This is a genomic window from Enterococcus sp. AZ128 (assembly GCF_051714485.1).
Lineage (GTDB): Bacteria > Bacillota > Bacilli > Lactobacillales > Enterococcaceae > Enterococcus_A.
In genome coordinates this window covers 149,681-168,739 of record NZ_JBIORZ010000004.1, presented here as the reverse complement: position 1 = coordinate 168,739, position 19,059 = coordinate 149,681, and the positions used below count along the sequence as shown (strand labels likewise).

The 19,059-nt window shown below is 40.3% G+C and carries 20 protein-coding genes; 16 read left to right on the top strand and 4 right to left on the bottom strand.

The window, feature by feature from the left end:
* Positions 1–197 precede the first annotated feature (197 nt).
* Positions 198–1,574, top strand: a complete 1,377-nt coding sequence (locus tag IGI38_RS22020) for a glutamate decarboxylase (RefSeq protein WP_438734035.1) — start codon at positions 198–200, stop codon at positions 1,572–1,574.
* A 76-nt stretch (positions 1,575–1,650) separates the two neighbouring features.
* Positions 1,651–3,162: a glutamate--tRNA ligase gene (gene gltX, locus IGI38_RS22015; protein WP_438734034.1), complete on the top strand. Its 1,512-nt coding sequence runs from the start codon at positions 1,651–1,653 to the stop codon at positions 3,160–3,162.
* Positions 3,163–3,216: 54 nt separating this feature from the next.
* Here gltX and IGI38_RS22010 read toward each other — a convergent pair whose 3' ends face one another.
* Both IGI38_RS22010 and IGI38_RS22005 read right to left on the bottom strand, forming a co-directional pair.
* Complete coding sequence (locus IGI38_RS22010; protein WP_438734033.1) at positions 3,217–3,537, bottom strand: type II toxin-antitoxin system RelE/ParE family toxin; 321 nt, start codon at positions 3,535–3,537, stop codon at positions 3,217–3,219.
* On the bottom strand, positions 3,534–3,785 hold the full coding sequence (locus IGI38_RS22005; protein ID WP_438734032.1) for an AbrB/MazE/SpoVT family DNA-binding domain-containing protein: 252 nt from the start codon (positions 3,783–3,785) through the stop codon (positions 3,534–3,536). Before IGI38_RS22005 ends, IGI38_RS22010 begins: the two co-directional genes overlap by 4 nt.
* Before the next feature lie 431 nt (positions 3,786–4,216).
* On the opposite strand from IGI38_RS22005, the gene IGI38_RS22000 reads away from it, so the two are divergent.
* The 3 genes from IGI38_RS22000 to IGI38_RS21990 all read left to right on the top strand — a co-directional run bounded on the left by IGI38_RS22000 (position 4,217) and on the right by IGI38_RS21990 (position 5,918).
* Positions 4,217–5,050, top strand: coding sequence for a helix-turn-helix domain-containing protein (locus IGI38_RS22000; RefSeq protein ID WP_438734031.1), 834 nt, complete (start codon positions 4,217–4,219; stop codon positions 5,048–5,050).
* A gap of 57 nt (positions 5,051–5,107) precedes the next feature.
* The gene (locus IGI38_RS21995; RefSeq protein WP_438734030.1) at positions 5,108–5,572 is read left to right on the top strand and encodes a VOC family protein; all 465 of its coding nucleotides are present in this window, start codon (positions 5,108–5,110) and stop codon (positions 5,570–5,572) included.
* Between the two features lie 124 nt (positions 5,573–5,696).
* Entirely contained in the window at positions 5,697–5,918 is a 222-nt protein-coding gene (locus IGI38_RS21990; RefSeq protein WP_438734029.1) for a hypothetical protein, read from the top strand.
* A 60-nt stretch (positions 5,919–5,978) separates the two neighbouring features.
* Here IGI38_RS21990 and IGI38_RS21985 read toward each other — a convergent pair whose 3' ends face one another.
* Positions 5,979–6,710, bottom strand: a complete 732-nt coding sequence (locus tag IGI38_RS21985) for an MIP/aquaporin family protein (RefSeq protein WP_438734028.1) — start codon at positions 6,708–6,710, stop codon at positions 5,979–5,981.
* A 217-nt stretch (positions 6,711–6,927) separates the two neighbouring features.
* Positions 6,928–7,935, bottom strand: coding sequence for an alcohol dehydrogenase catalytic domain-containing protein (locus IGI38_RS21980; RefSeq protein ID WP_438734027.1), 1,008 nt, complete (start codon positions 7,933–7,935; stop codon positions 6,928–6,930).
* Between the two features lie 313 nt (positions 7,936–8,248).
* On the opposite strand from IGI38_RS21980, the gene IGI38_RS21975 reads away from it, so the two are divergent.
* The 11 genes from IGI38_RS21975 (at position 8,249) to IGI38_RS21925 (ending at position 19,053) form a co-directional block, all read left to right on the top strand.
* A complete protein-coding gene (locus IGI38_RS21975) occupies positions 8,249–8,875 on the top strand; it encodes a DUF1054 domain-containing protein (RefSeq protein WP_438734026.1) in 627 nt (208 codons plus the stop codon).
* Positions 8,876–9,221: 346 nt separating this feature from the next.
* Complete coding sequence (locus IGI38_RS21970) at positions 9,222–10,691, top strand: BglG family transcription antiterminator (RefSeq protein WP_438734025.1); 1,470 nt, start codon at positions 9,222–9,224, stop codon at positions 10,689–10,691.
* 1 nt (position 10,692) lies between these two features.
* Positions 10,693–11,187, top strand: coding sequence for a PTS sugar transporter subunit IIA (locus IGI38_RS21965; RefSeq protein ID WP_438734024.1), 495 nt, complete (start codon positions 10,693–10,695; stop codon positions 11,185–11,187).
* 22 nt (positions 11,188–11,209) lie between these two features.
* On the top strand, positions 11,210–11,524 hold the full coding sequence (locus tag IGI38_RS21960; RefSeq protein ID WP_438734023.1) for a PTS fructose transporter subunit IIB: 315 nt from the start codon (positions 11,210–11,212) through the stop codon (positions 11,522–11,524).
* Positions 11,525–11,871: 347 nt separating this feature from the next.
* A complete protein-coding gene (locus IGI38_RS21955; RefSeq protein ID WP_438734022.1) occupies positions 11,872–12,957 on the top strand; it encodes a PTS fructose transporter subunit IIC in 1,086 nt (361 codons plus the stop codon).
* Positions 12,958–12,999: 42 nt separating this feature from the next.
* Positions 13,000–13,851 (top strand): class II fructose-bisphosphate aldolase, encoded by an 852-nt coding sequence (locus IGI38_RS21950; protein WP_438734021.1) that lies wholly within the window; start codon positions 13,000–13,002, stop codon positions 13,849–13,851.
* 24 nt (positions 13,852–13,875) lie between these two features.
* A complete protein-coding gene (locus tag IGI38_RS21945; RefSeq protein ID WP_438734020.1) occupies positions 13,876–14,775 on the top strand; it encodes a ketose-bisphosphate aldolase in 900 nt (299 codons plus the stop codon).
* 129 nt (positions 14,776–14,904) lie between these two features.
* Positions 14,905–15,765 (top strand): ROK family protein, encoded by an 861-nt coding sequence (locus IGI38_RS21940; RefSeq protein WP_438734019.1) that lies wholly within the window; start codon positions 14,905–14,907, stop codon positions 15,763–15,765.
* 151 nt (positions 15,766–15,916) lie between these two features.
* Positions 15,917–17,947 carry a BglG family transcription antiterminator gene (locus IGI38_RS21935; protein ID WP_438734018.1) on the top strand — a complete coding sequence of 677 codons (2,031 nt, stop codon included), beginning with the start codon at positions 15,917–15,919 and terminating at the stop codon, positions 17,945–17,947.
* A gap of 15 nt (positions 17,948–17,962) precedes the next feature.
* Positions 17,963–18,595, top strand: a complete 633-nt coding sequence (locus tag IGI38_RS21930) for a bifunctional 4-hydroxy-2-oxoglutarate aldolase/2-dehydro-3-deoxy-phosphogluconate aldolase (RefSeq protein ID WP_438734017.1) — start codon at positions 17,963–17,965, stop codon at positions 18,593–18,595.
* Positions 18,595–19,053: a PTS sugar transporter subunit IIA gene (locus tag IGI38_RS21925; protein WP_438734016.1), complete on the top strand. Its 459-nt coding sequence runs from the start codon at positions 18,595–18,597 to the stop codon at positions 19,051–19,053. The genes IGI38_RS21930 and IGI38_RS21925 overlap by 1 nt, the downstream gene beginning before the upstream one ends.
* The last annotated feature ends 6 nt before the right edge of the window (positions 19,054–19,059 follow it).

Sequence of the window (19,059 nt, the reverse complement as noted above, 5' to 3'; positions counted from 1 at the left end):
TTCAAAAGAAAAATGATTACATTAATACGACTAAGGATGTCAGTTCCTCTTTTCGCAGCGTATCTGATACGAATGGAAATAAAAAAATTTCTAACGTATGGCGCGAGAAGTATAGAGAAATGATATACGGCATGAGAAACAAACTCATTTTTCAAAAGAAAAATGATTACACTAATACGAATAAGGAGACTTTTATCATGAGTACAGATTATTTAGAAAGTTCATTTTTAGGAAGCAAAGAAGCTGCACGCAGCATGCCTAAACAAGTTTTACCAAATGAGGGTATGAACCCAGACACAGCCGAGACGCTCGTCAATCACATTCGTTTAAACGAAGCGAAAGCCGATCAAAACTTGGCAACATTTTGTACCACTCAAATGGAACCACAAGCTGACCGCTTAATGCTAGGCTCTCTTGAAACGAACGCGATTGACAAATCAGAATATCCAAAAACCACAGCAATGGAAAACTATTCAATTAGTATGATTGCACATATGTGGAACATTGGTGAAGGCAAAGAATTATATAAAGACTTCATCGGAACTTCAACAGTAGGTTCTTCAGAAGGTTGTATGTTAGGCGGATTGGCTTTGTTACACAGCTGGAAACATCGTGCGACAGAAGCTGGATTTGATATCGACAACTTACATGAACACAAACCTAACTTAGTTATCATGTCTGCTTTCCAAGTTGTATGGGAAAAATTCTGTACGTACTGGAATGTCGAGATGCGGGAAATTCCAATGGATGAAAACCATATGTCATTAAATACTGACATCGTTATGGATTATGTGGACGAAAATACGATTGGGGTCGTAGGTATCCAAGGGATTACTTACACTGGCCAAGTAGATGATATTCAAAAATTAGATGAACTAGTTTCTGAATACAATAAAACAGCAAAATTACCAATCAAGATCCACGTTGACGCAGCCTTTGGCGGTTTCTTTGCACCATTTGTTGATGGGTTCAAACCATGGGATTTCCGTTTGAAAAATGTGGCTTCAATCAATGTATCAGGGCATAAATACGGGATGGTCTATCCTGGGATTGGCTGGATTGTATGGCGCGAAAATACGGAAGAATATTTACCAAAAGAAATGCGTTTCGCTGTTCCTTACCTTGGAAGCAGCGTAGATTCTATCGCTATCAACTTCTCTCACAGCGGAGCACACATCGTTGCGCAATATTACAACTTGATTCGTTTTGGCCGTGAAGGATTCACCGCTATCATGAACAATGTAAGAGAAGTATCAAAACGAATTAATACAGAATTAAAAGCGCTAGGTATTTTTGATATCATCAATGATGGTTCGAAATTACCAATCAACTGCTGGAAAATTGCGGATAATATCGAATTGACTTGGAACCTTTATGATCTAGAAGACAAGTTGAAAGAATATGGCTGGCAAGTGCCTGCATATCCACTTCCTAAAGATCTTGACGATGTAACCATCAGTCGGATCGTTGTTCGTCCTGCCATGACGATGGCTATCTGTGATGACTTCATTGATGATTTACATCGCGCAATTGACGATCTAAATCGTAATCATTTGATTCATCACGCATCTTAATTTATAATAGCATCTGTTATTAAAGCCCTAATAAAGCAATATTTTTATTAGGGCTTTTAAACTGGAGGGAATCAAATTGAAAAAAGACAAAGTAGAAGTTACCGGCGACGTACGAGTGAGATACGCACCAAGTCCAACAGGTTTTTTACATTTAGGGAATGCGCAATCTGCGTTATTCAACTATTTGTTCGCCAAACATTATAACGGCACTTGGGTTTTGCGAATCGAAGATACTGACTTGAAAAGAAATGTTCCACATGGCGAAGAAAGCCAGATGGAGAATCTTCATTGGTTGGGTATCGACTGGGACGAAGGTCCGGATAAACCGAAAGTTGAATTTGCCCCTTACCACCAAAAAGATCGTGTGAACTTATACCACAAATATGTCCAACAATTATTAGACGCTGGACTTGCTTATCGCGACTATGCGACAGAAGAAGAATTAAAAGAATTACATGAACAACAGATCGAAGCCAAAATCGCGCCCCATTATGATGGACGCTGGTATGGCGCGACAGAAGAACAAATCAAACAAGCTGAAGCAGAAGGTCGCAAGCCGACCGTTCGTCTGCATTTACCTGAAGACCATATTTACGGTTGGGATGATATGATCAAGGGCCGTGTGGAATTCAATTCAGACAATATCGGCGGAGACTTCATCATTGAAAAAAGCAACGGTATGGCAACCTATAACTTTGCTGTAGTCATTGATGACTACTTAATGAAGATGACACACGTTTTACGCGGGGATGATCATATTGCGAATACACCAAAACAAATCGCTGTATATGAAGCACTAGGTATCCCACAACCGTTATTTGGTCACATCACGCTGATCTATAGCTTGGATACGCATAAAAAATTGAGTAAACGAGACAAGAACACGTTGCAATTCATCAGCCAATACCGTAAATACGGCTACTTGAATGAAGCGCTGTTGAACTTTATCGCCTTTCTTGGCTGGTCACCAGTTGGAGAAAAAGAATTGTTCACGAGAGAAGAATTGATCGAAGCTTACGATATCAACCGAATGTCAGCATCGCCTGCTTACTTCGATCAAAAGAAACTAGACTGGACAAACGCTGAATACATCAAGAAGACTTCTGTAGATGAATTAACAAAACGCATCATGCTGTTAGTTGACGCTGCGGAAACAGACGAAGCGGAACAACTAAAAGCGATCGGCATCGAAAATGATCTTGATTTTGTAAAAAAAGTCGTAGATATCTATCACACTGAAGCCAAGACCTTGATGACATTCATGGAAAAAATCTTGTTTATCAAAAATGCCAACCAAGTGACCTTCACGTATACCGACTTGGCAGAATTTGATAGCGAAAGCGTCAAACAAATTTTGACTGCGATGTCAGCAGAAGTGAAAAATGCGTCCGATCCAGTGGATTATTCCGCAATCCTATCCGCTGTTCAAAAAGAAACTGAACAAAAAGGCCGCAAGTTGTATATGCCGTTGAACGTCGTATTCACCGACAGCAAATCGGCACCGCAAATCACGGATATCCTATCCGTAATGCCGAAAGACACCGTGCAACATTTAATCGACAATGCATTGGCCTTTTTGAATAACTAAAGTAAAAACTGCGATTCTCATTGAGAGTCGCAGTTTTTTGTCATTCATTAGGCTTTAAAATTTCAGATGCATTTGTTTCTGTTTAAAGATTTTTCCAATTAGAATTGAATGGTTCTCTTCATCAATTTGATAAAAGATTGCATAGCTTTGACCAATTAAGATTCGATAAGTTGGAATGTCAAAACCATATAAAGGAGAAACCTCTTCATGCATTTTAGAAAATAGTTTTAATAATTCTAATGAGCGATAAATTAATTGAACGAAGTGCTTGATTTTTTCTTCTGAAAGAAAAAGATCGTTTTCCCATTCTGAAATAAGCTGTATCAGACTATTTTTAAAAGAGACGGAATAAACGAGCTGATAAGATTCCATCATTCACCCCAACCATATTTGCCAAAGAGCGCAGTCATTTCTTCTTCAGAAACAGTATTATTTGTTTTAAACTCCGCAAAACTCTCTTCGATTAACTCACGATCTTTCTTTTTTGCGACTTCTTGGGCATCTAATATGAAATAATTTCCCTCTTTTTTAACATCCAAGATATCTCCTTCATGTAATCCCCATTCTTTAGGGAAAATTCCCCCAACGGAATTTCCAATCTTTCGTACTTTGATTTTTCCCATTCAGCTCACCTCTTTTTACAAAATTATAACATGTTATAACTAGTTAAGAAAGTTATGATTATCTAGTTGCAACTTAAAAAAGGATTGATATGATGAGAATAGAATGGAAGCATTAATATGAAAGAGGTTGCCAATTTTACTTTCTACTTCAGTAGATTAGTAAAATGGTATCCGGAATGAAGATCAATCAATTTTAACTAAAATTGAACCATTAATATGAAAGAGGTTGCCAGTTTTACTTTCTGCTTCAGTAGATTAGTAAAATGGTATCCGGAATGAAAATCAGTCAAATTTAACTAAAATTGAACCATTAATATGAAAGAGGTTGCCAGTTTTACTTTCTACTTCAGTAGATTAGTAAAATGGTATCCGAAATGAAGATCAGTCAATTTTAACTAAAATTGAACCATTAATATGAAAGAGGTGAGAGGATGATTGATCAAAGAGCGCTGCTTTTGTATCCGCAGAATCAGCGGGTTATTTTTCGAAATGAAGAGTGTATGTATGTGAAGCCGCATGCGGCATTGCAGCAGTATATCTCTAACTACACGTTGACTTTTCCAGGGAACCAGACGATTTCAGAGGGATACACGATCATTCCTCACGGCTGTGCGACGTTGACCTTTGCCCTGAAAAATCATGCATTCAGCAGTCGGCTATTTGGTCCGGCGACCAAGGCAGCGCGCGTGGGCGACCAAGCTGGCTCATTCGATCAAATAGTTATCGTGGAATTTCAACCAGCAGGTTTGTATCCATTTTTAAGGTTTAAGCAAAATGAAATCGCGGATCAACTCTTTCCCTTTGAGTTAGTCCAGCCTAGGCTGAATCAAGCAATACTGAACTTGCTGGAAACAGCAGAAAGTGTTCAAGAGCTGTTGTCTGGCATCGATTACTTATTTTGGCAGGCCATTTTAGCGAATTGTCCGCCGGAATTAATGGCTGCGACAAAAACGATCATCCGTCAAACTGGGAATGTGTCCTTAAAGAACTTGTCCCATGAGGCGTTTTACAGTGAGCGACATTTAACGCGGCTGTTTAATGAGCATTTGGGGATGAGTACCAAAACATTTTCTCGTCTGGTTCGGGTCAATCAAACGATTCGTTTGCTGAATCAGCCTCAAGGAGACATTACGACAGCGTACGAAACTGCCGGCTACTATGATTTTTCTCATTTCAATCGCGATTTTAAGTTGGTGACTGGGAATACACCGCAGGCCTATCAGCAAAAGATGTCCGATTTTTACAGTGAAATCGCAAAGTTCTAAAGGTATAGTTGGGAAAAAGAAAGGCGAGTCGAGCAACGGCTCTGATGGGTGATAACGATGAATTATGGCGGCGTATTATTGGCAGTAAAAGATATGACAAAAGCGAAGCAATTCTATGAAGAGGTCATGGAACAAAAAATAATGATGGATTTGGACAATGTCCATGTGACTTTTGAGAGCGGCTTTTCTTTGCAGGCTGATTATGAGGGACTGCTTGGTGTTCCCTTGAGTCCAAAAGAGCAGCCGGATAATTTTCAGCTCTATTTTGAAGTTGAGGATTTAGACAAATGGGAAGAGAAGCTTTCAAATGTCGATGGCATCGATTTTCTGCATTCCAGCAAAGAGTATCCTTGGGGACAACGGGTAATGCGGTTTTATGATTATGACAAGTACATTGTGGAAGTCTCTGAAAGTATGGCAAGTGTCGCGAGACGCTTTTTAGCTCAAGGGCTGTCAGTGGAAGAAACAGCTGAAAGAACAATGTTTCCAGTAGAATTTGTTCAACAACTGGTGACTGATTAGCAGCGAGTGAGGCAAGATAACTGGCGCTGGGTTTTGCGAAGAGAGTTGCAGGGTACAAAAGATATGCGTAAAATTGCCTTAATAAGGAAATTCTTTTGGAGGTAGTTGCAATGAATAGGATATCGTGCCGCCGATCCAGCCAAATGATTTTATCTATGAACAACAGGTGATTAAAAATGTTACGCTTGAAGACAAACAGCAACATGTTGGAATCAAAGAGATGAAGAATGAGAACGATGAAGCTATTCTGGTAGTAGTCGCTGAACCAAAGCCTGTTTCGATTGCTTTGGAAAAGGATTTGTTGATGAAGGAGAAGCGACGGGACAAAGAAGCCATCATCGACTGATCATTAATGCTAGTACAACTAAAAACACGATCGCAAAAATCATGCGATCGTGTTTTTTGGTTATATGAATAATGCTTTATATAAAGCGATGGCAACGATTGAAGCAACGATCGGTGCTAAAACGGGCACCCAAGAATAGCTCCATTGTGAATCGCCTTTATGTTTCAATGGCAATAAGGCATGCATGATACGAGGACCTAAGTCACGTGCCGGGTTCAACCCAGGTCCAGTGGGTCCACCAAATGATGCAACCAATGTCCAAACTAAGAAACCTAACGCTAAATGAGCTGTTCCTAGATTGTTTTGGAAAAAAGGCGCCTTTGTGATACCAAGTGCACCGAAGAATAAAATGAATGAACCAAAGAACTCATTCACGAATCCGTTGAATTTAGAACCAACACTATTGATCGTTGAAAATGTTCCTAAGACATGCAATTTATCTTCTGTTTGATCGTAATAGGGTTTGTAGCTGGCTACTACGACTAGTTGTCCAACCATCGCGCCAAGGAATTGAACGACGATGTAAGGAAGAACTTCTGCCCAAGGAAACATACCACTAACGGCTAAACCAATCGTAAACGCTGGGTTGATGTGATTGCCGCTGATACCGCCGAAAATCATTGCAGGAATCATAACCCCGCATCCGTAACCTACCGCAATCAACATCCAGTCACTTCCGTAACCTTTTGTACCTCTTAAATCAACATTGGCAACTGCGCCGTTTCCTAACATTACTAACAAAGCAGTCCCCAAGAACTCAGCCGCTAACCGAGTAGTCAGTGAATAATCCATAAAAACCTCCTAAAAATAATTGAAATGAAAATGTAAATGAAAATTTCATTTTATATCTTAATCCCATTTTTGGGAATTAGCAAATGTTAACCTCAGAAAAACGAGAAATTTCCATAATAAATGACAACAGTGGTTATGAAAGTGGAAGAACTGGGATTTTTTAGTCAGAATTCTGCTTACAATAAAAAAAGATCTCGTTCAAATGAACGAGATGCCATCAGTTTATTAAAACGAGATGTCGGAAGTTGGGGTTGTTTTCAATCAATTTATGGGCACCATAGAAATTTTTATCAGAAAAGCCATTTAGCTGGGCTGTTAAAATCGATTTCAACTGATTTTTTTCCCATAGATAGACGAGCAGTTCCATGATTTTACGGGAATATTCTACCCCTTCATCCGTGGCGAAGGAAGCCTCTAAAAAGTCTTCGCAATAAAAATTCAGGTAGTCTGGATCAAAATTTTTGCTTTTCTTTTTAATAAAATGCAATAGTAACACCTTGGCAGTGTCTTTGAACTCCGCTAAGTGATCGAAGCTTTTTTCCTTTTCAGTATCCAAGTTGATCACGTAATCAATCGGTGTCATGTCCTCGTTTGCCAGTTCTCGTGACAGATGAGGGGATTGTGAAAATACGACATCGGCCCCCATGTTCTTGATCCAAATCTCCGAGTTGTTCTTGTTGATAGTCGCGGCGACCTTTAGACCGGCCCATTTTGCCAGTTGGATGATGGTGGCGCCTAATCCGTCCGAAGTATTCAAGATCAATAGATTTCCTTGATTTTTTCTCGGCTGCGGAATCAGGGCCAGCTGCTTGAACAATACTTCAAAGGCCAAGAAAAAGCTGTAAGAAAAAGCAGCGGCTTCGTCAGTAGGAAAGGCGTCAGGTAATTTTACGATCGAGCGGACATCCGCGATTTGAAAATTACTATAACTGCCATATTTTCCGACTTTGTTCACATACAGTACGCGATCACCGACATTTAGACGCGGGTTGCTGCTTCCTAGCCGAGTGATGATACCCACTCCGCCAAAGCCTAAAATGTAGGGTTTCTTGGCACCTTTGATTGTTTGGCGAATCTGAGTGTCTAAAGTACTGATCGAAATGGCAGAAATTTTTATCATGACATCATTTTCCCGCACTTTCGGGAGCATGATTTTATATTGTTCAAATTTTTTGTCTTCTTTTAAACGAAATTTTTTCTCGAACCCAAATGCGTCTGAAATCATTCGTTTTACCTCCACAGAAATAAATTTCTGAATCTCCAATATAAATTGGCTACTTATAATATACTTGATTTAACAAAGAGAGGGAAATTTTTTTTTCGAATTCACTAAAGAAGCCGTCAATTTTATAAAATTTGCCGATCATTGTTTGTCAAACTGTCGAAATATACATGAAAAACCAGCCTACACTAGAAATTTTGAACGTAACTTGTGGGCTGATGGGAAGATAGGTAAAATTAGCTTATTAAGCCGCAGGTAGGCTAGCCGTTTTTTTGAATAAGAAATAAACCGATGAATAGGAACCAGGAGGAATAAAATGTTCACTGAAAAGAGTTTTACTGTTTTTGAAGTCGCGGGACTGGATGAGCGAATGACCGCGATCCGCCAAGAGATCCAACCGACTTTTCAACAATTAGATGAAGTTTTTAAACAAGTACTGGAACCGCTGTTGGATGAGGAGTTGTTTATCCACATCGCCCAGCATCGCCGTCGCACGACTTATCCGCCGGAAAATACTTGGTCCGCCTTAAGTCGCCAAAAGCGCGGCTATAAAATGGAGCCGCATTTTCAATTAGGAATCTGGCCGGAATATGTCTTTATGTGGTTGTCTTGCATTGACCAGCCAAAAAACGAGCAGGCAATTGCGCAAGCACTATTGGATAATCAAGAGGCTTTTGCCAAGCTATCCTCAGATTTTGTCTTATCCGGCGATCATACTAAACCAAAGGTGGAAGAGTTATCACCAGAAAACACGGAAAGACTGTTGAAAAGATTCCGCGATGTGAAGAAAGGTGAATTTCAAATCGGGCGGATCATCAAGCGGGACGATCTGATGTGGAAAAATCCAGAAGCAGCACAAGCGTTTATGGTAGAAACGTATGAACAATTGGCACCGATCTATCAATTAGCAATAGAAGCGAGTTTTGCACAGGTGGAAAACTAAATCATTTTGGTCTTTATGCTTCAGTATGAAGTCTAGACAGTCAAATTTTTGACAAAATAATTGGCTTTTTTTTTGAAGAAAGATTTAGTCAGGTAAGAGAAGCAGCGATTTATTCGCTGTTTTTTTTATCCGATAAAGAGGAAAAGGAATGGGAAGGAGGATTGGTCAGTCTGAAGCATTTTTTGAAGCGATCAGAAAATTTTAGCATTTCAGAAAGCAGGTTATTTTCAATGATAGTTAAAACAAGTTATTGAAAGCGTTTTATGTAAATGTCCATTTCAATGGACACAAGAAAAAATGTACGCCAATCAAAAAGGGCTATATTAAGGACAAGGAGGTTGACAAAATGCAGCTAAGCAAACGTGAAACACAATTGATCGAATTGTTTATCAAATATGGGATGACACTTACCGCTCAAGAGTTAGCTGAATTTGCCAATGTTTCCACGAAAACGATCTACCGAACGATCAAAAAAATCAATGAGGCTTCGGACGTTGGCGAGTTGATTTCAGCGGAGGTCGGGAAAGGTTTTCGTTTAGATTATGATAATTATTTAAAAGAAAGTGTGCGCAAACGAGGAGGAGATACGGTTCAAGGTCCGTTGGAAAGAAGGAATACGATCTTGCTTACCTTGTTATTCAAATCGCCCAAAAAAGTGCTGATCCAAGAACTGTTTGCTGAGTATTTTGTCAGCAGCACGGTGGTCACAAACGATTTGGTACGGATGAATGAATTTTTGCTGAAGTATCAATTATCACTGATTCGCAAAGGACAGCGGCTCTCAATCGAGGGAACAGAAAAACATATTCGCAAGGCCGTTAATCATTTGATCAGTGCGAATCGAGTATGGGAGGAAGACTTTTCCACGCAGCAGGAGAAAATCAGTTCCTATGATATCAACTTTATCACTTCTTTATTGGAGTATATCGAAAGGAAATTACAAAATGGGATCGCGTATCCATACAACAGCAACATCTTCTCTCATATCTATATCCTGATCAAGAGGGTACGTGAAGGAGAGATTCATGCGGATACGTGCGCGGAATTACTGGACCCTGATGAGGAGGAGCTGATCACGCAATATGATCAGCTATACCAGCTTTCCCGAATGGTGATTATGAAATTGAATCATTATCTGAATATCGTTTTGCCGGAAAGCGAGACCTTCTATTTATTCCAGTATTTAATTTCTTCTCGGATGGAAAAAGAACCGATCAAATTGAATCGAAAATCGAAAGAAGCCTTGACGATCACTGACTTTTTCGCGGTAGAAATGAGCCGTTTGATGGGGATGAAGGTCGACCAGCAGCCGAATCGGCAAGATTTATATGAACACATCGATCCATTATTGTATCGCTTAAAAAACGAGATCATCGTAAAAAATGATTTATTAGGAGATATCAAGCTGGAATATCCAGATGTTTTTCAACAGGTTGAACAGGTGAGCCGGGCAGCCGAAGAGACGTATCAGCTGAATGAGATTACAGAAGATGAGATCGGCTTTTTAACATTGTATTTTGTGAAATATAAAGAAATGATCCACTCGAAAAAACGCGTACTGATTATGTGCAGCAGCGGAGTGGGAACATCAGAATTGCTGAAAGTAAAGGTTCGAAAAGCGTTTCCTGAGTTAGAGATCGTGGACGTCTTATCGGCGCGAAAATTTTCTAAGGCACCGGAGAAATATCAAAACATTGATCTGATTTTGACGACGGTCCACTTGACAGTCGAAATGATGATCCCAACGATTTTAGTGAATTCCGTATTTACCAAACAAGACGAAAAACGAGTGAAAGAGATGTTAGGAGAGATGTGAGATGACAGCAGAGCAAATGATGGATGATTTCAGTATCGCTGATGTGATTACCGAAGACTTGATCCAGTTAGAAATGAAAGCGACAACAAAGGACGAAGCCATCCATGAATTGACTAGATTACTGATGGCAAATGGCGATATCGAGGACGAGGAAATTTTTGCGGCGGATGTTTTTCAGCGTGAAGCGGAAGGAATGACAGGGATCGGCAACAGTATCGCGATTCCTCATGGCAAATCGGACAGCGTCATCAAGACGTCCTTGGTAGTTGGAAAGACGACGACACCGATCAAGTGGGAATCCTTAGACGAAGAGCCGGTGCGAGTGATCATTTTATTCGCAGTCAAAAATACCGATGCGAATACGATGCATATCAAATTATTGCAAAAGGTCGCGATGCTCTTGGCCGATGAAGATTTTATCGAGAATATGGTCAATGCCGAGACAAAAGCAGAAATGATGGAATTGTTATCAAAGGATCCAATGGAAGAAGACTAAAAAGAAAATGGAGGAATAGAAGATGAAAATAGTTGGAGTCGCAGCATGTACGTCAGGGATCGCCCATACGTACATCGCCAAACAGAAACTGGAAAAAGCCGCCAAAGCACTTGGGCACACCGTCCATATCGAAACCCAAGGAACGATCGGAACCGAGGATGAATTATCTATGGAAGAGATCAAGGCAGCCGATGTAGTGATTATCGCAGCAGATATCAAGATAGGAGGAATAGAGCGCTTCGAAGGAAAAAAAGTAGTCGAGATCCCGACCAGTATGGTAATCAAAGCACCAAAAGGCTTGATCAATAAGATCGAAGAGGAAATAGTAAAGGCATAAAATCAGAATAATTTTTATATGAAAAAGGATGCCAGTTCCACTTTTCGCAGGTTATTTAGTGGAGAAAATACAGTATAGAATTAGTCCACTGCATAAGCATAGAAATCCTAGTGGAATGATATACGGCTTGAAAATCAGAATAGTTTTTCCAAGGAAAAATTAATTCTTTAATATGAAAAAGGATGCCAGTTCCACTTTTCGCAGTTTACTTGGTGGAGAAAATACAGCATAGAATTATTTCACTGCATAAGCATAGAAATCCTAGCGGAATGGTATACGGCATGAAAATCAGACTAATTTTTCTAAGGAAAAATTAATTCTTTAATATGAAAAAGGAGATGAACAAAATGTTTAAGAAGCTTCAATTGAAAAAACATGCCCTGACGGCAATCTCGTACATGTTACCGGTTGTTGTTACGGCAGGGTTGTTGATTGCAATCGGGAATTTAACTGGCGGAGGTGTCATCGAGGATTATAAGGCAGCCTATTCGATCCCAGATGCGTTAGTTTCTCTAGGTGTATTGGGAATGGGTTTGCTAGCACCTGTAATCTCAGCGGCGATTGCTTATTCAATTGCAGACCGTCCCGGCATTGGACCAGGGTTATTCATGGGGCTGATTGCTAATTCCATCGGAGCAGGGTTCCTTGGCGGCATGTTAGGTGGTTATTTGGTTGGTTTCTTCGTACTGTTCCTAGTAAAAAATCTGAAAGTTCCTGTTTGGGCGCAAGGCTTGATGCCGATGATGATCGTACCGCTCTTATCAACATTGATCATTGGATTATTGATGTTCTTTGTCATCGGTGTGCCGATCGTCTGGGCAACAGAAGCATTGACAGAATTCTTGCAAGGGCTGCAGGGCTCTGGGAAATTCTTGTTTGGTTCGATTGTCGGCGGGATGGCAGCCTTCGATTTTGGCGGCCCCGTCAACAAAGTCGCCTCGCTCTTTGCGGATGGACTGTTGCTGGAAGGTGTGCAGGAACCAGAAGCCGTGAAGGTCTTAGCGTCAATGGTACCGCCATTTGGTGTCACGATCTCTTGGGTACTGTCTAAAATCTTCCGCAAACCAAAATATTCAACTGAAGAACAAGACAATATCAAAATCGCTTTCCCAATGGGACTTTGTATGATCACAGAAGGTGTTATCCCGATTGCGGCGGTTGATCCGTTGCGCGTGATTTTATCTTGTACGGTAGGTGCGGCGATTGGCGGCGGCTTGAGTATGTCATGGGGTGTTGGTTCGCCGGTTCCTTCAGGCGGTGTCTTTATTATTCCAGCCATGACTGATCCGTTGAAATTCACGTTAGCATTATTGATTGGTTCGGCTGTAACCGGCATTCTATTATTCGCCCTTAAGAAAGAACCAGTCGAAACGGATATTAAAGACGATGAAGAAGAGGAAGAAGTCGATTTTTCTTCAATCAAAATTTCGTAAGGCAAGTGATCGATTCCTAAAACAAAAAGGAGTTTTTTGAGAATGTATGTTTCGATGAAAGAAATGCTGCAAAAGGCCAATCGAGAGAACTATGCCGTAATGGCGATCAATTGTTTCAATTTGGAAACTGCCAAAGCTGTGATCGAAGCAGCGGAAGAAATGCGTTCGCCGATCATTGTCGATCTGCTGCAGGACCATTTAAAGGAGCATTTGGACATTCGCTATGTAACGCAGCCGATCATTCGGATGGCGAACAATGCCAAAGTCGAAGTGGCGATTAATTTGGATCATGGGCAAGAGGTTGCGTTTGTGAAGCAATGTCTGCATGAAGGCTTTTCCAGTGTCATGATGGATGCTTCCATGTATCCGTTGGAGGAAAATATTCGGATTACCAAAGAAATGGTGGAGCTGGCACAAGTTTACAATGCCAGTGTCGAAGCCGAAGTCGGTGACATGGGTGCGGTGGCAGGTGATCATTTTACCAATGATGAGATGTACACCGATCCAGAGGATGCGATTCGCTTTATCAAGGAGACAGGTGTGGATTGCCTGGCACTGTCTTATGGTTCCAGTCATGGAGATTATCCAGAAGAGTATGTGCCGGATTTCCGCTTTGATATTGTGGAAAAAATCAAAGCAGCGACGAATCTTCCGCTAGTGCTGCATGGCGGTTCAGGAGCTGGCGAGAAGAATATCATCCGCTCGATCGAGTTAGGGATCAATAAAATCAATGTCGGGTCTGATTTTATGAAGGCGCAAAAAGCCGAGGTGCAAAAACAATTAACTGAAGATCCTGATGTGGATTATCCGACGCTGATCCATCAAACGATGGCGGCAGGAAAAGAAGTAGTCAAACGGTACATCGAACTTTCGGGTTCTAAAAATAAATCATAAAGATGAGAATGGAGACAAAGTCAAATGTTAATCAATATGAAGCAAATGCTGGAAATCGCTAAGGAAAACAAATTCGCCGTAGGAGCTTTCAATGTCGCAGACAGTAATTTCTTACGCGTAGTCATTGAGGCAGCGGAAGAAAATGATGCGCCAGCGATCATTGCAGTCCACCCAACGGAGTTAGATTTTACCAAGGATGAATTTTTCCAATATGCGGTATCTCGTGCAAAAAATAGTTCAGTGCCATTTGTTATCCACATGGATCATGGCGATAACTTAGCCAGCATCATGCGTGCGGTTCACTGCGGCTTCAGCTCAGTCATGATCGATGGTTCATTACTGCCATTTGAAGAAAATATCGCGATCACGAAGGAAGTCGTAGATGTATGTCATAAGATCGGTATTTCGGTCGAAGGTGAATTAGGTACGATCGGCAACACTGGAACTTCTGTTGAAGGCGGCGTGTCGGAAGTTATTTACACAAAACCAGAAGATGCGGAAGAATTTATCGAAAAAACCGGGATCGATACTTTAGCGGTAGCGATCGGTACCGCTCATGGGATTTATCCTAAAGATGTCAAACCTGAATTGAAAATGGACGTACTAGAAGATATCAAAGGCAGAGTCGACATCCCGTTGGTTCTTCATGGCGGCTCAGCAAATCCAGATGAAGAAATCGCAAAAGCCGTTCAAATCGGGATTCAAAAGGTCAATATCTCTTCTGATTACAAATATGCCTTCTATAAAAAATGTCGCGAAATTCTTTCAACGACTGAGTTGTGGGACCCGAATGCGATCTATCCAGAATGTATCGATGCAGCTAAAGCGGTCGTTAAGCAAAAAATGGAATTGTTCAATTCGATCGGCCAAGCGGCAGTTTATCGCAAAGAAAATATTCAACCTTGGAGACAAGAACAAAATTAATCAGAACAGGAGCTGTGACAAAAGTCTTGTCACAGTTCCTTTTTCCGAACAAACGGTGTGTCAGAAGTAGCTTCTCCGGAAATATGCTGACCACTTCTGTCACAACCTCATTTTTTGTAGGAGGAAGACATGTTATATGGTGGAATTGAGGCGGGCGGCACGAAATTTGTTTGTGCGGTAGCCGATGAAGAGCTCAATATCTTAGAAAAAATCAGTGTTCCAACAACGAATCCTCAAGAGACCTTCAATAAGGTTTTTGCTTTTTTTGATCGCTATTCAGTCGATGCTTTAGGAATTGGTTCTTTTGGTCCAATTGGAATTCAGCCGGATCATGAAAATTATGGGCACATTTTAGCGACGCCTAAAGAAGGCTGGGCGGGTGTTGATTTTTTAGGACAACTACAACAAAGGTACAAGGTTCCGACTGCCTGGACGACGGATGTGAATGCAGCGGCATTTGGCGAGATCAAGCGTGGCGCCGCAAGCGGGAAGCGAAGCTGCATTTACTTAACGATCGGTACCGGGATCGGCGGTGGTGTCGTGGTCGATGATGCGGTTTTTCAAGGGATGTCACATCCTGAAATGGGACATCTTTATGTGAAGCGTGCGCCCGCAGATATGTATCAAGGAACCTGTCCTTACCATAAAGATTGCTTAGAGGGATTAGCCGCGGGGCCGTCATTAGAAGCACGAACCGGAATCAAGGGAGAAGAGCTGCCGCTGGATCATCCGATCTGGGATTTGCAGGCGAATTATTTAGCGCAAGCATTAATGAGTTATACATTGATTCTGGCACCGGAAATTATTGTCTTAGGCGGTGGTGTCATGAATCAAGACCATTTGCTTAAAAAGATTCAGCAGCAATTCACTGAATTAATGGCGGGATATATGGAAACACCACCAGTTGAAGACTATATTGTTCGCTGGGGATTGCCAAACGAAAGCGGCTTGATCGGTACGTTGCTATTGGCACAAAAAGAGTTAGAATAATAAAACAACTGCACTCTTTCTTAATGAAGGATTGCGGTTGTTTTTTTGTACTGTGACAAAGACTATTTGAGGCTGTGACAAAATTAGGTTTGAAAACCAAATCAGCTCGTCTAAGATTCTCGTTATAATGAAGATGTCAGGAGGGAAAAAAATGAATGAACGGATCCGAAATATTCTGACCATATTAACAAAAAGGCCTGAAATAAAAATGGCCGAACTGACAGATGAGCTTGGATTAACCAGAAGGCAAATCAATTATGCCATCAATCAATTTAATTCTGAATTGATCACTCAGAAAATTCCAAGTATCGAACGTAATCATGCTGGCGATTTTAACGTCCCTTTAGAAGTATTACAAATGCTGGCAACACAACAAAAGCAAACGGTGATTCCTTCAGATGATGAAAGAGCGGCACTGCTTTCAATGTTTCTAATTATAAATATTGAGTATGTAAGTGTTGATCATCTCAGTGAGTTTCTAGGAGTGGGAAAGACAACGGTAGCTGAGGATTTAAAAAGAGCTGGCCAGTTGATCCATAAGTACTATTTATCACTGAAATATGATCGAGTAACTGGTTATCAAATCGAAGGCTCAGAACATAAAGTTATACAGCTTCTAGCAGATTTGGTAAAGCGCTACCCAGTCTTTAAGCGAGATGAAATGATTGACCAGCTAAGTATTCAGGTATCAAAAGAAGAAGTTATTCATTTGATTCACAACATGGAACAAATGCTGCACCTAAGCTATTCAGATGAATCCCTGGAGTACTTAAAAACTACGTTGCCATTGCTTTTAGCTCGAGGAGTTGCCGAAAGTAAGTTAGGAGTAGATGATTTTTTTGAAGGTGAGGTAAGAGACACGCCGGAATACCGCTTTTTGAATGTTTTGATCAAAGAGACTGAGTGGCAGCTTTCCAGCAGCTATTTTGAATGGATAACTTTGCTGTTCCTGATATCTAATATCTTTGAAAAGAAAACGACTCAAGAATTCGACTCGGATCGTCGTTTGAAAGAATTGATCCATGAGATGGTGGCTAACTTTGAACAGCAGACATTCATAACGATTGAAGACAGAGAAAACTTTGAGCGTCGGATTTTAAATCATCTGCGACCAGCGTGTTTTCGGATCAAGTATAACTTGAGTTTGGGTGTTTATTCTTTAGATAGCTTGATACAAGACAGCAATCATGCGATCTTGAGCGATCTGATGAAGGAACTTATTGTCCCAACAGAAAATTGGTTGAGAAGAGCTTTTCCTAATGATGAGTTAGATCTTCTTTCTTACTACTTTGGTTTTCAGTTGAGTAATCAGCATCTCATAAAAAAACAAAAGCCAAGAGCGGTTGTTGTTTGTACAAATGGCGTAATGGTTTCAAAAGTTATTCGAGAAAGTTTAGAAAAACTTTTTATCGAATTGCAGTTTCTATCATCGTTCTCTGTACGTGATTTTTATCAATTTGAAGTGGATTATGATCTGGTTTTTACGACTATCCCATTGGAAACGGATTTGCCTCAATTTATTATTGATCCAATCATGACTTATAAAGAGCAAATCAGCTTACGTTATCGGGTTTTGAATGAACTTGGAATCAATGAAGTCGATCAATCTGTTGATCGATTGATCGGGATCATTCAGAAATATTTCGATGTTCCCAGCTCTAAAGAATTAAAAGAGGAACTTCAATACTTTTTACTGCAAGAAAAACAAGATTCACCATTAGAAAATACGAAGGTCCTGCCTTCATTGACCTATTACTTGAAACCGAATTATATCACGATTATTGATGAAGAAATCCTGTGGGAAGATGCGGTAGCCTTAGCGTGCAAGCCGTTGATAGATAATCAAATTATCACTGAAGATTTTTTATCAGATTGTCTTCAGCAAATAAGGCAGCCCAACTATACCGGCTATTTTGGAGAAAAGACGTGCATCCCTCATACAACTGTTGAACATGGGATTCAAAGAGAAGGGATCAGTTTATTAATCAGCAAAAACCCGATAGCATTTCCTAATCGCAAAGGGATTCAGATTATTTTTCCATTATCGTTTCTTGATTTAACCAAACATTTGAAAGCGATTAACCAAATTGCGGATATTAGTACGAATCAGAAATTTTTAAAAGGATTATTTTCTAAAAAAGAAACAAAATCAATTTATCAATTCATTCGACATTTTACATGAGAAGAGAGGTTTGACATGAAATTAAAAGATTATCCACGTTTCACGATTATCATGCGAGGATATACTTTTCAACAAGCTGATGCAATTCTGAAAGCGATGAAAAGTTTAGAAAATGATTTTGCTGTGGAGATGACATTGAATACACCTGATGCTTTGAGTCAAATCAAACAGTTAACCGAAAAATATGGAGATATCATTCATATTGGAGCTGGGACTGTTCGGACAATGAAGGATGTTAAAGAAGCCATTCAAGCGGGGGCTGAATTTTTGTTAGGTCCGCATATTTTTACCCAAGAAATGCTAGATTACGCTAAGCAGCATGAGGTGCTTGCAATACCAGCGGCGATGACTCCTTCTGAAATCAATGAAATGTTTGATTTTGGTGCAGATATTGTTAAAATTTTTCCGGCTTCAGTACTGTCACCGCGCTTTTTCAAGGATGTACAAGCGCCGTTAGGAAAATTACCTTTGATGGGTGTGGGGGGGATTTCGATAGAGAACGCACAAGCTTTCCTGGAAAATGATGCAAGCTACTTAGGGCTTGGATCAGGTATGTTTAACAAAAGCGATTTAGAAAATTTAGATAGTGATAAACTAGCGAAATCTATGCAGAAGTTACTTTCAAATGTGGAAGGAGTAGGTGTTTGATGGAACTATTTTTGCATGAAGAATTAGTATTTAGGGACGTTTTTGCGAAAACAAAAGAGGATGTTTTGGCTTTTTTAGCGGAGAAGTTATTTGAGAAAGGCTATGTAAAGTATGAATATATTCAAGCGATACAAGCTAGGGAAGAAGAGTACCCTACTGGTTTGCCGTCTTCAGAACCTGGCATCGCGATCCCACATGCGAATTTTGAAATGGTCAACAAAACGACGTTGGCGATCGCCACGCTGAAACAACCTGTCGAGTTTTATAATATGGAAAAAAAACAAGCCGAGCTGCCGATTCAAATTGTGATCATGATGGCGATTGGCGAGCCCCATGGTCAGGTAGAAATGCTACAAAAAATTGTTTCAATTATACAGGATGAACCCTTGAGAAAAGCGATGATCAAAACAAAATCTAATAAAGAATTACTAAATCTTTTAGAACAGGCAGTTGCTTAAAATTAG

Bases quoted from the DNA above. Each gene is read 5' to 3' on its own strand.
- IGI38_RS22020 (WP_438734035.1), top strand. From the start codon at position 198: ATGAGTACAGATTATTTAGAAAGTTCATTTTTAGGAAGCAAAGAAGCT.
- IGI38_RS22010 (WP_438734033.1), bottom strand. From the start codon at position 3,537: ATGATGGAATCTTATCAGCTCGTTTATTCCGTCTCTTTTAAAAATAGT.
- IGI38_RS22005 (WP_438734032.1), bottom strand. From the start codon at position 3,785: ATGGGAAAAATCAAAGTACGAAAGATTGGAAATTCCGTTGGGGGAATT.
- IGI38_RS22000 (WP_438734031.1), top strand. From the start codon at position 4,217: ATGATTGATCAAAGAGCGCTGCTTTTGTATCCGCAGAATCAGCGGGTT.
- IGI38_RS21995 (WP_438734030.1), top strand. From the start codon at position 5,108: ATGAATTATGGCGGCGTATTATTGGCAGTAAAAGATATGACAAAAGCG.
- IGI38_RS21985 (WP_438734028.1), bottom strand. From the start codon at position 6,710: ATGGATTATTCACTGACTACTCGGTTAGCGGCTGAGTTCTTGGGGACT.
- IGI38_RS21980 (WP_438734027.1), bottom strand. From the start codon at position 7,935: ATGATTTCAGACGCATTTGGGTTCGAGAAAAAATTTCGTTTAAAAGAA.
- IGI38_RS21975 (WP_438734026.1), top strand. From the start codon at position 8,249: ATGTTCACTGAAAAGAGTTTTACTGTTTTTGAAGTCGCGGGACTGGAT.
- IGI38_RS21970 (WP_438734025.1), top strand. From the start codon at position 9,222: ATGCAGCTAAGCAAACGTGAAACACAATTGATCGAATTGTTTATCAAA.
- IGI38_RS21965 (WP_438734024.1), top strand. From the start codon at position 10,693: ATGACAGCAGAGCAAATGATGGATGATTTCAGTATCGCTGATGTGATT.
- IGI38_RS21960 (WP_438734023.1), top strand. From the start codon at position 11,210: ATGAAAATAGTTGGAGTCGCAGCATGTACGTCAGGGATCGCCCATACG.
- IGI38_RS21955 (WP_438734022.1), top strand. From the start codon at position 11,872: ATGTTTAAGAAGCTTCAATTGAAAAAACATGCCCTGACGGCAATCTCG.
- IGI38_RS21950 (WP_438734021.1), top strand. From the start codon at position 13,000: ATGTATGTTTCGATGAAAGAAATGCTGCAAAAGGCCAATCGAGAGAAC.
- IGI38_RS21945 (WP_438734020.1), top strand. From the start codon at position 13,876: ATGTTAATCAATATGAAGCAAATGCTGGAAATCGCTAAGGAAAACAAA.
- IGI38_RS21940 (WP_438734019.1), top strand. From the start codon at position 14,905: ATGTTATATGGTGGAATTGAGGCGGGCGGCACGAAATTTGTTTGTGCG.
- IGI38_RS21935 (WP_438734018.1), top strand. From the start codon at position 15,917: ATGAATGAACGGATCCGAAATATTCTGACCATATTAACAAAAAGGCCT.
- IGI38_RS21930 (WP_438734017.1), top strand. From the start codon at position 17,963: ATGAAATTAAAAGATTATCCACGTTTCACGATTATCATGCGAGGATAT.
- IGI38_RS21925 (WP_438734016.1), top strand. From the start codon at position 18,595: ATGGAACTATTTTTGCATGAAGAATTAGTATTTAGGGACGTTTTTGCG.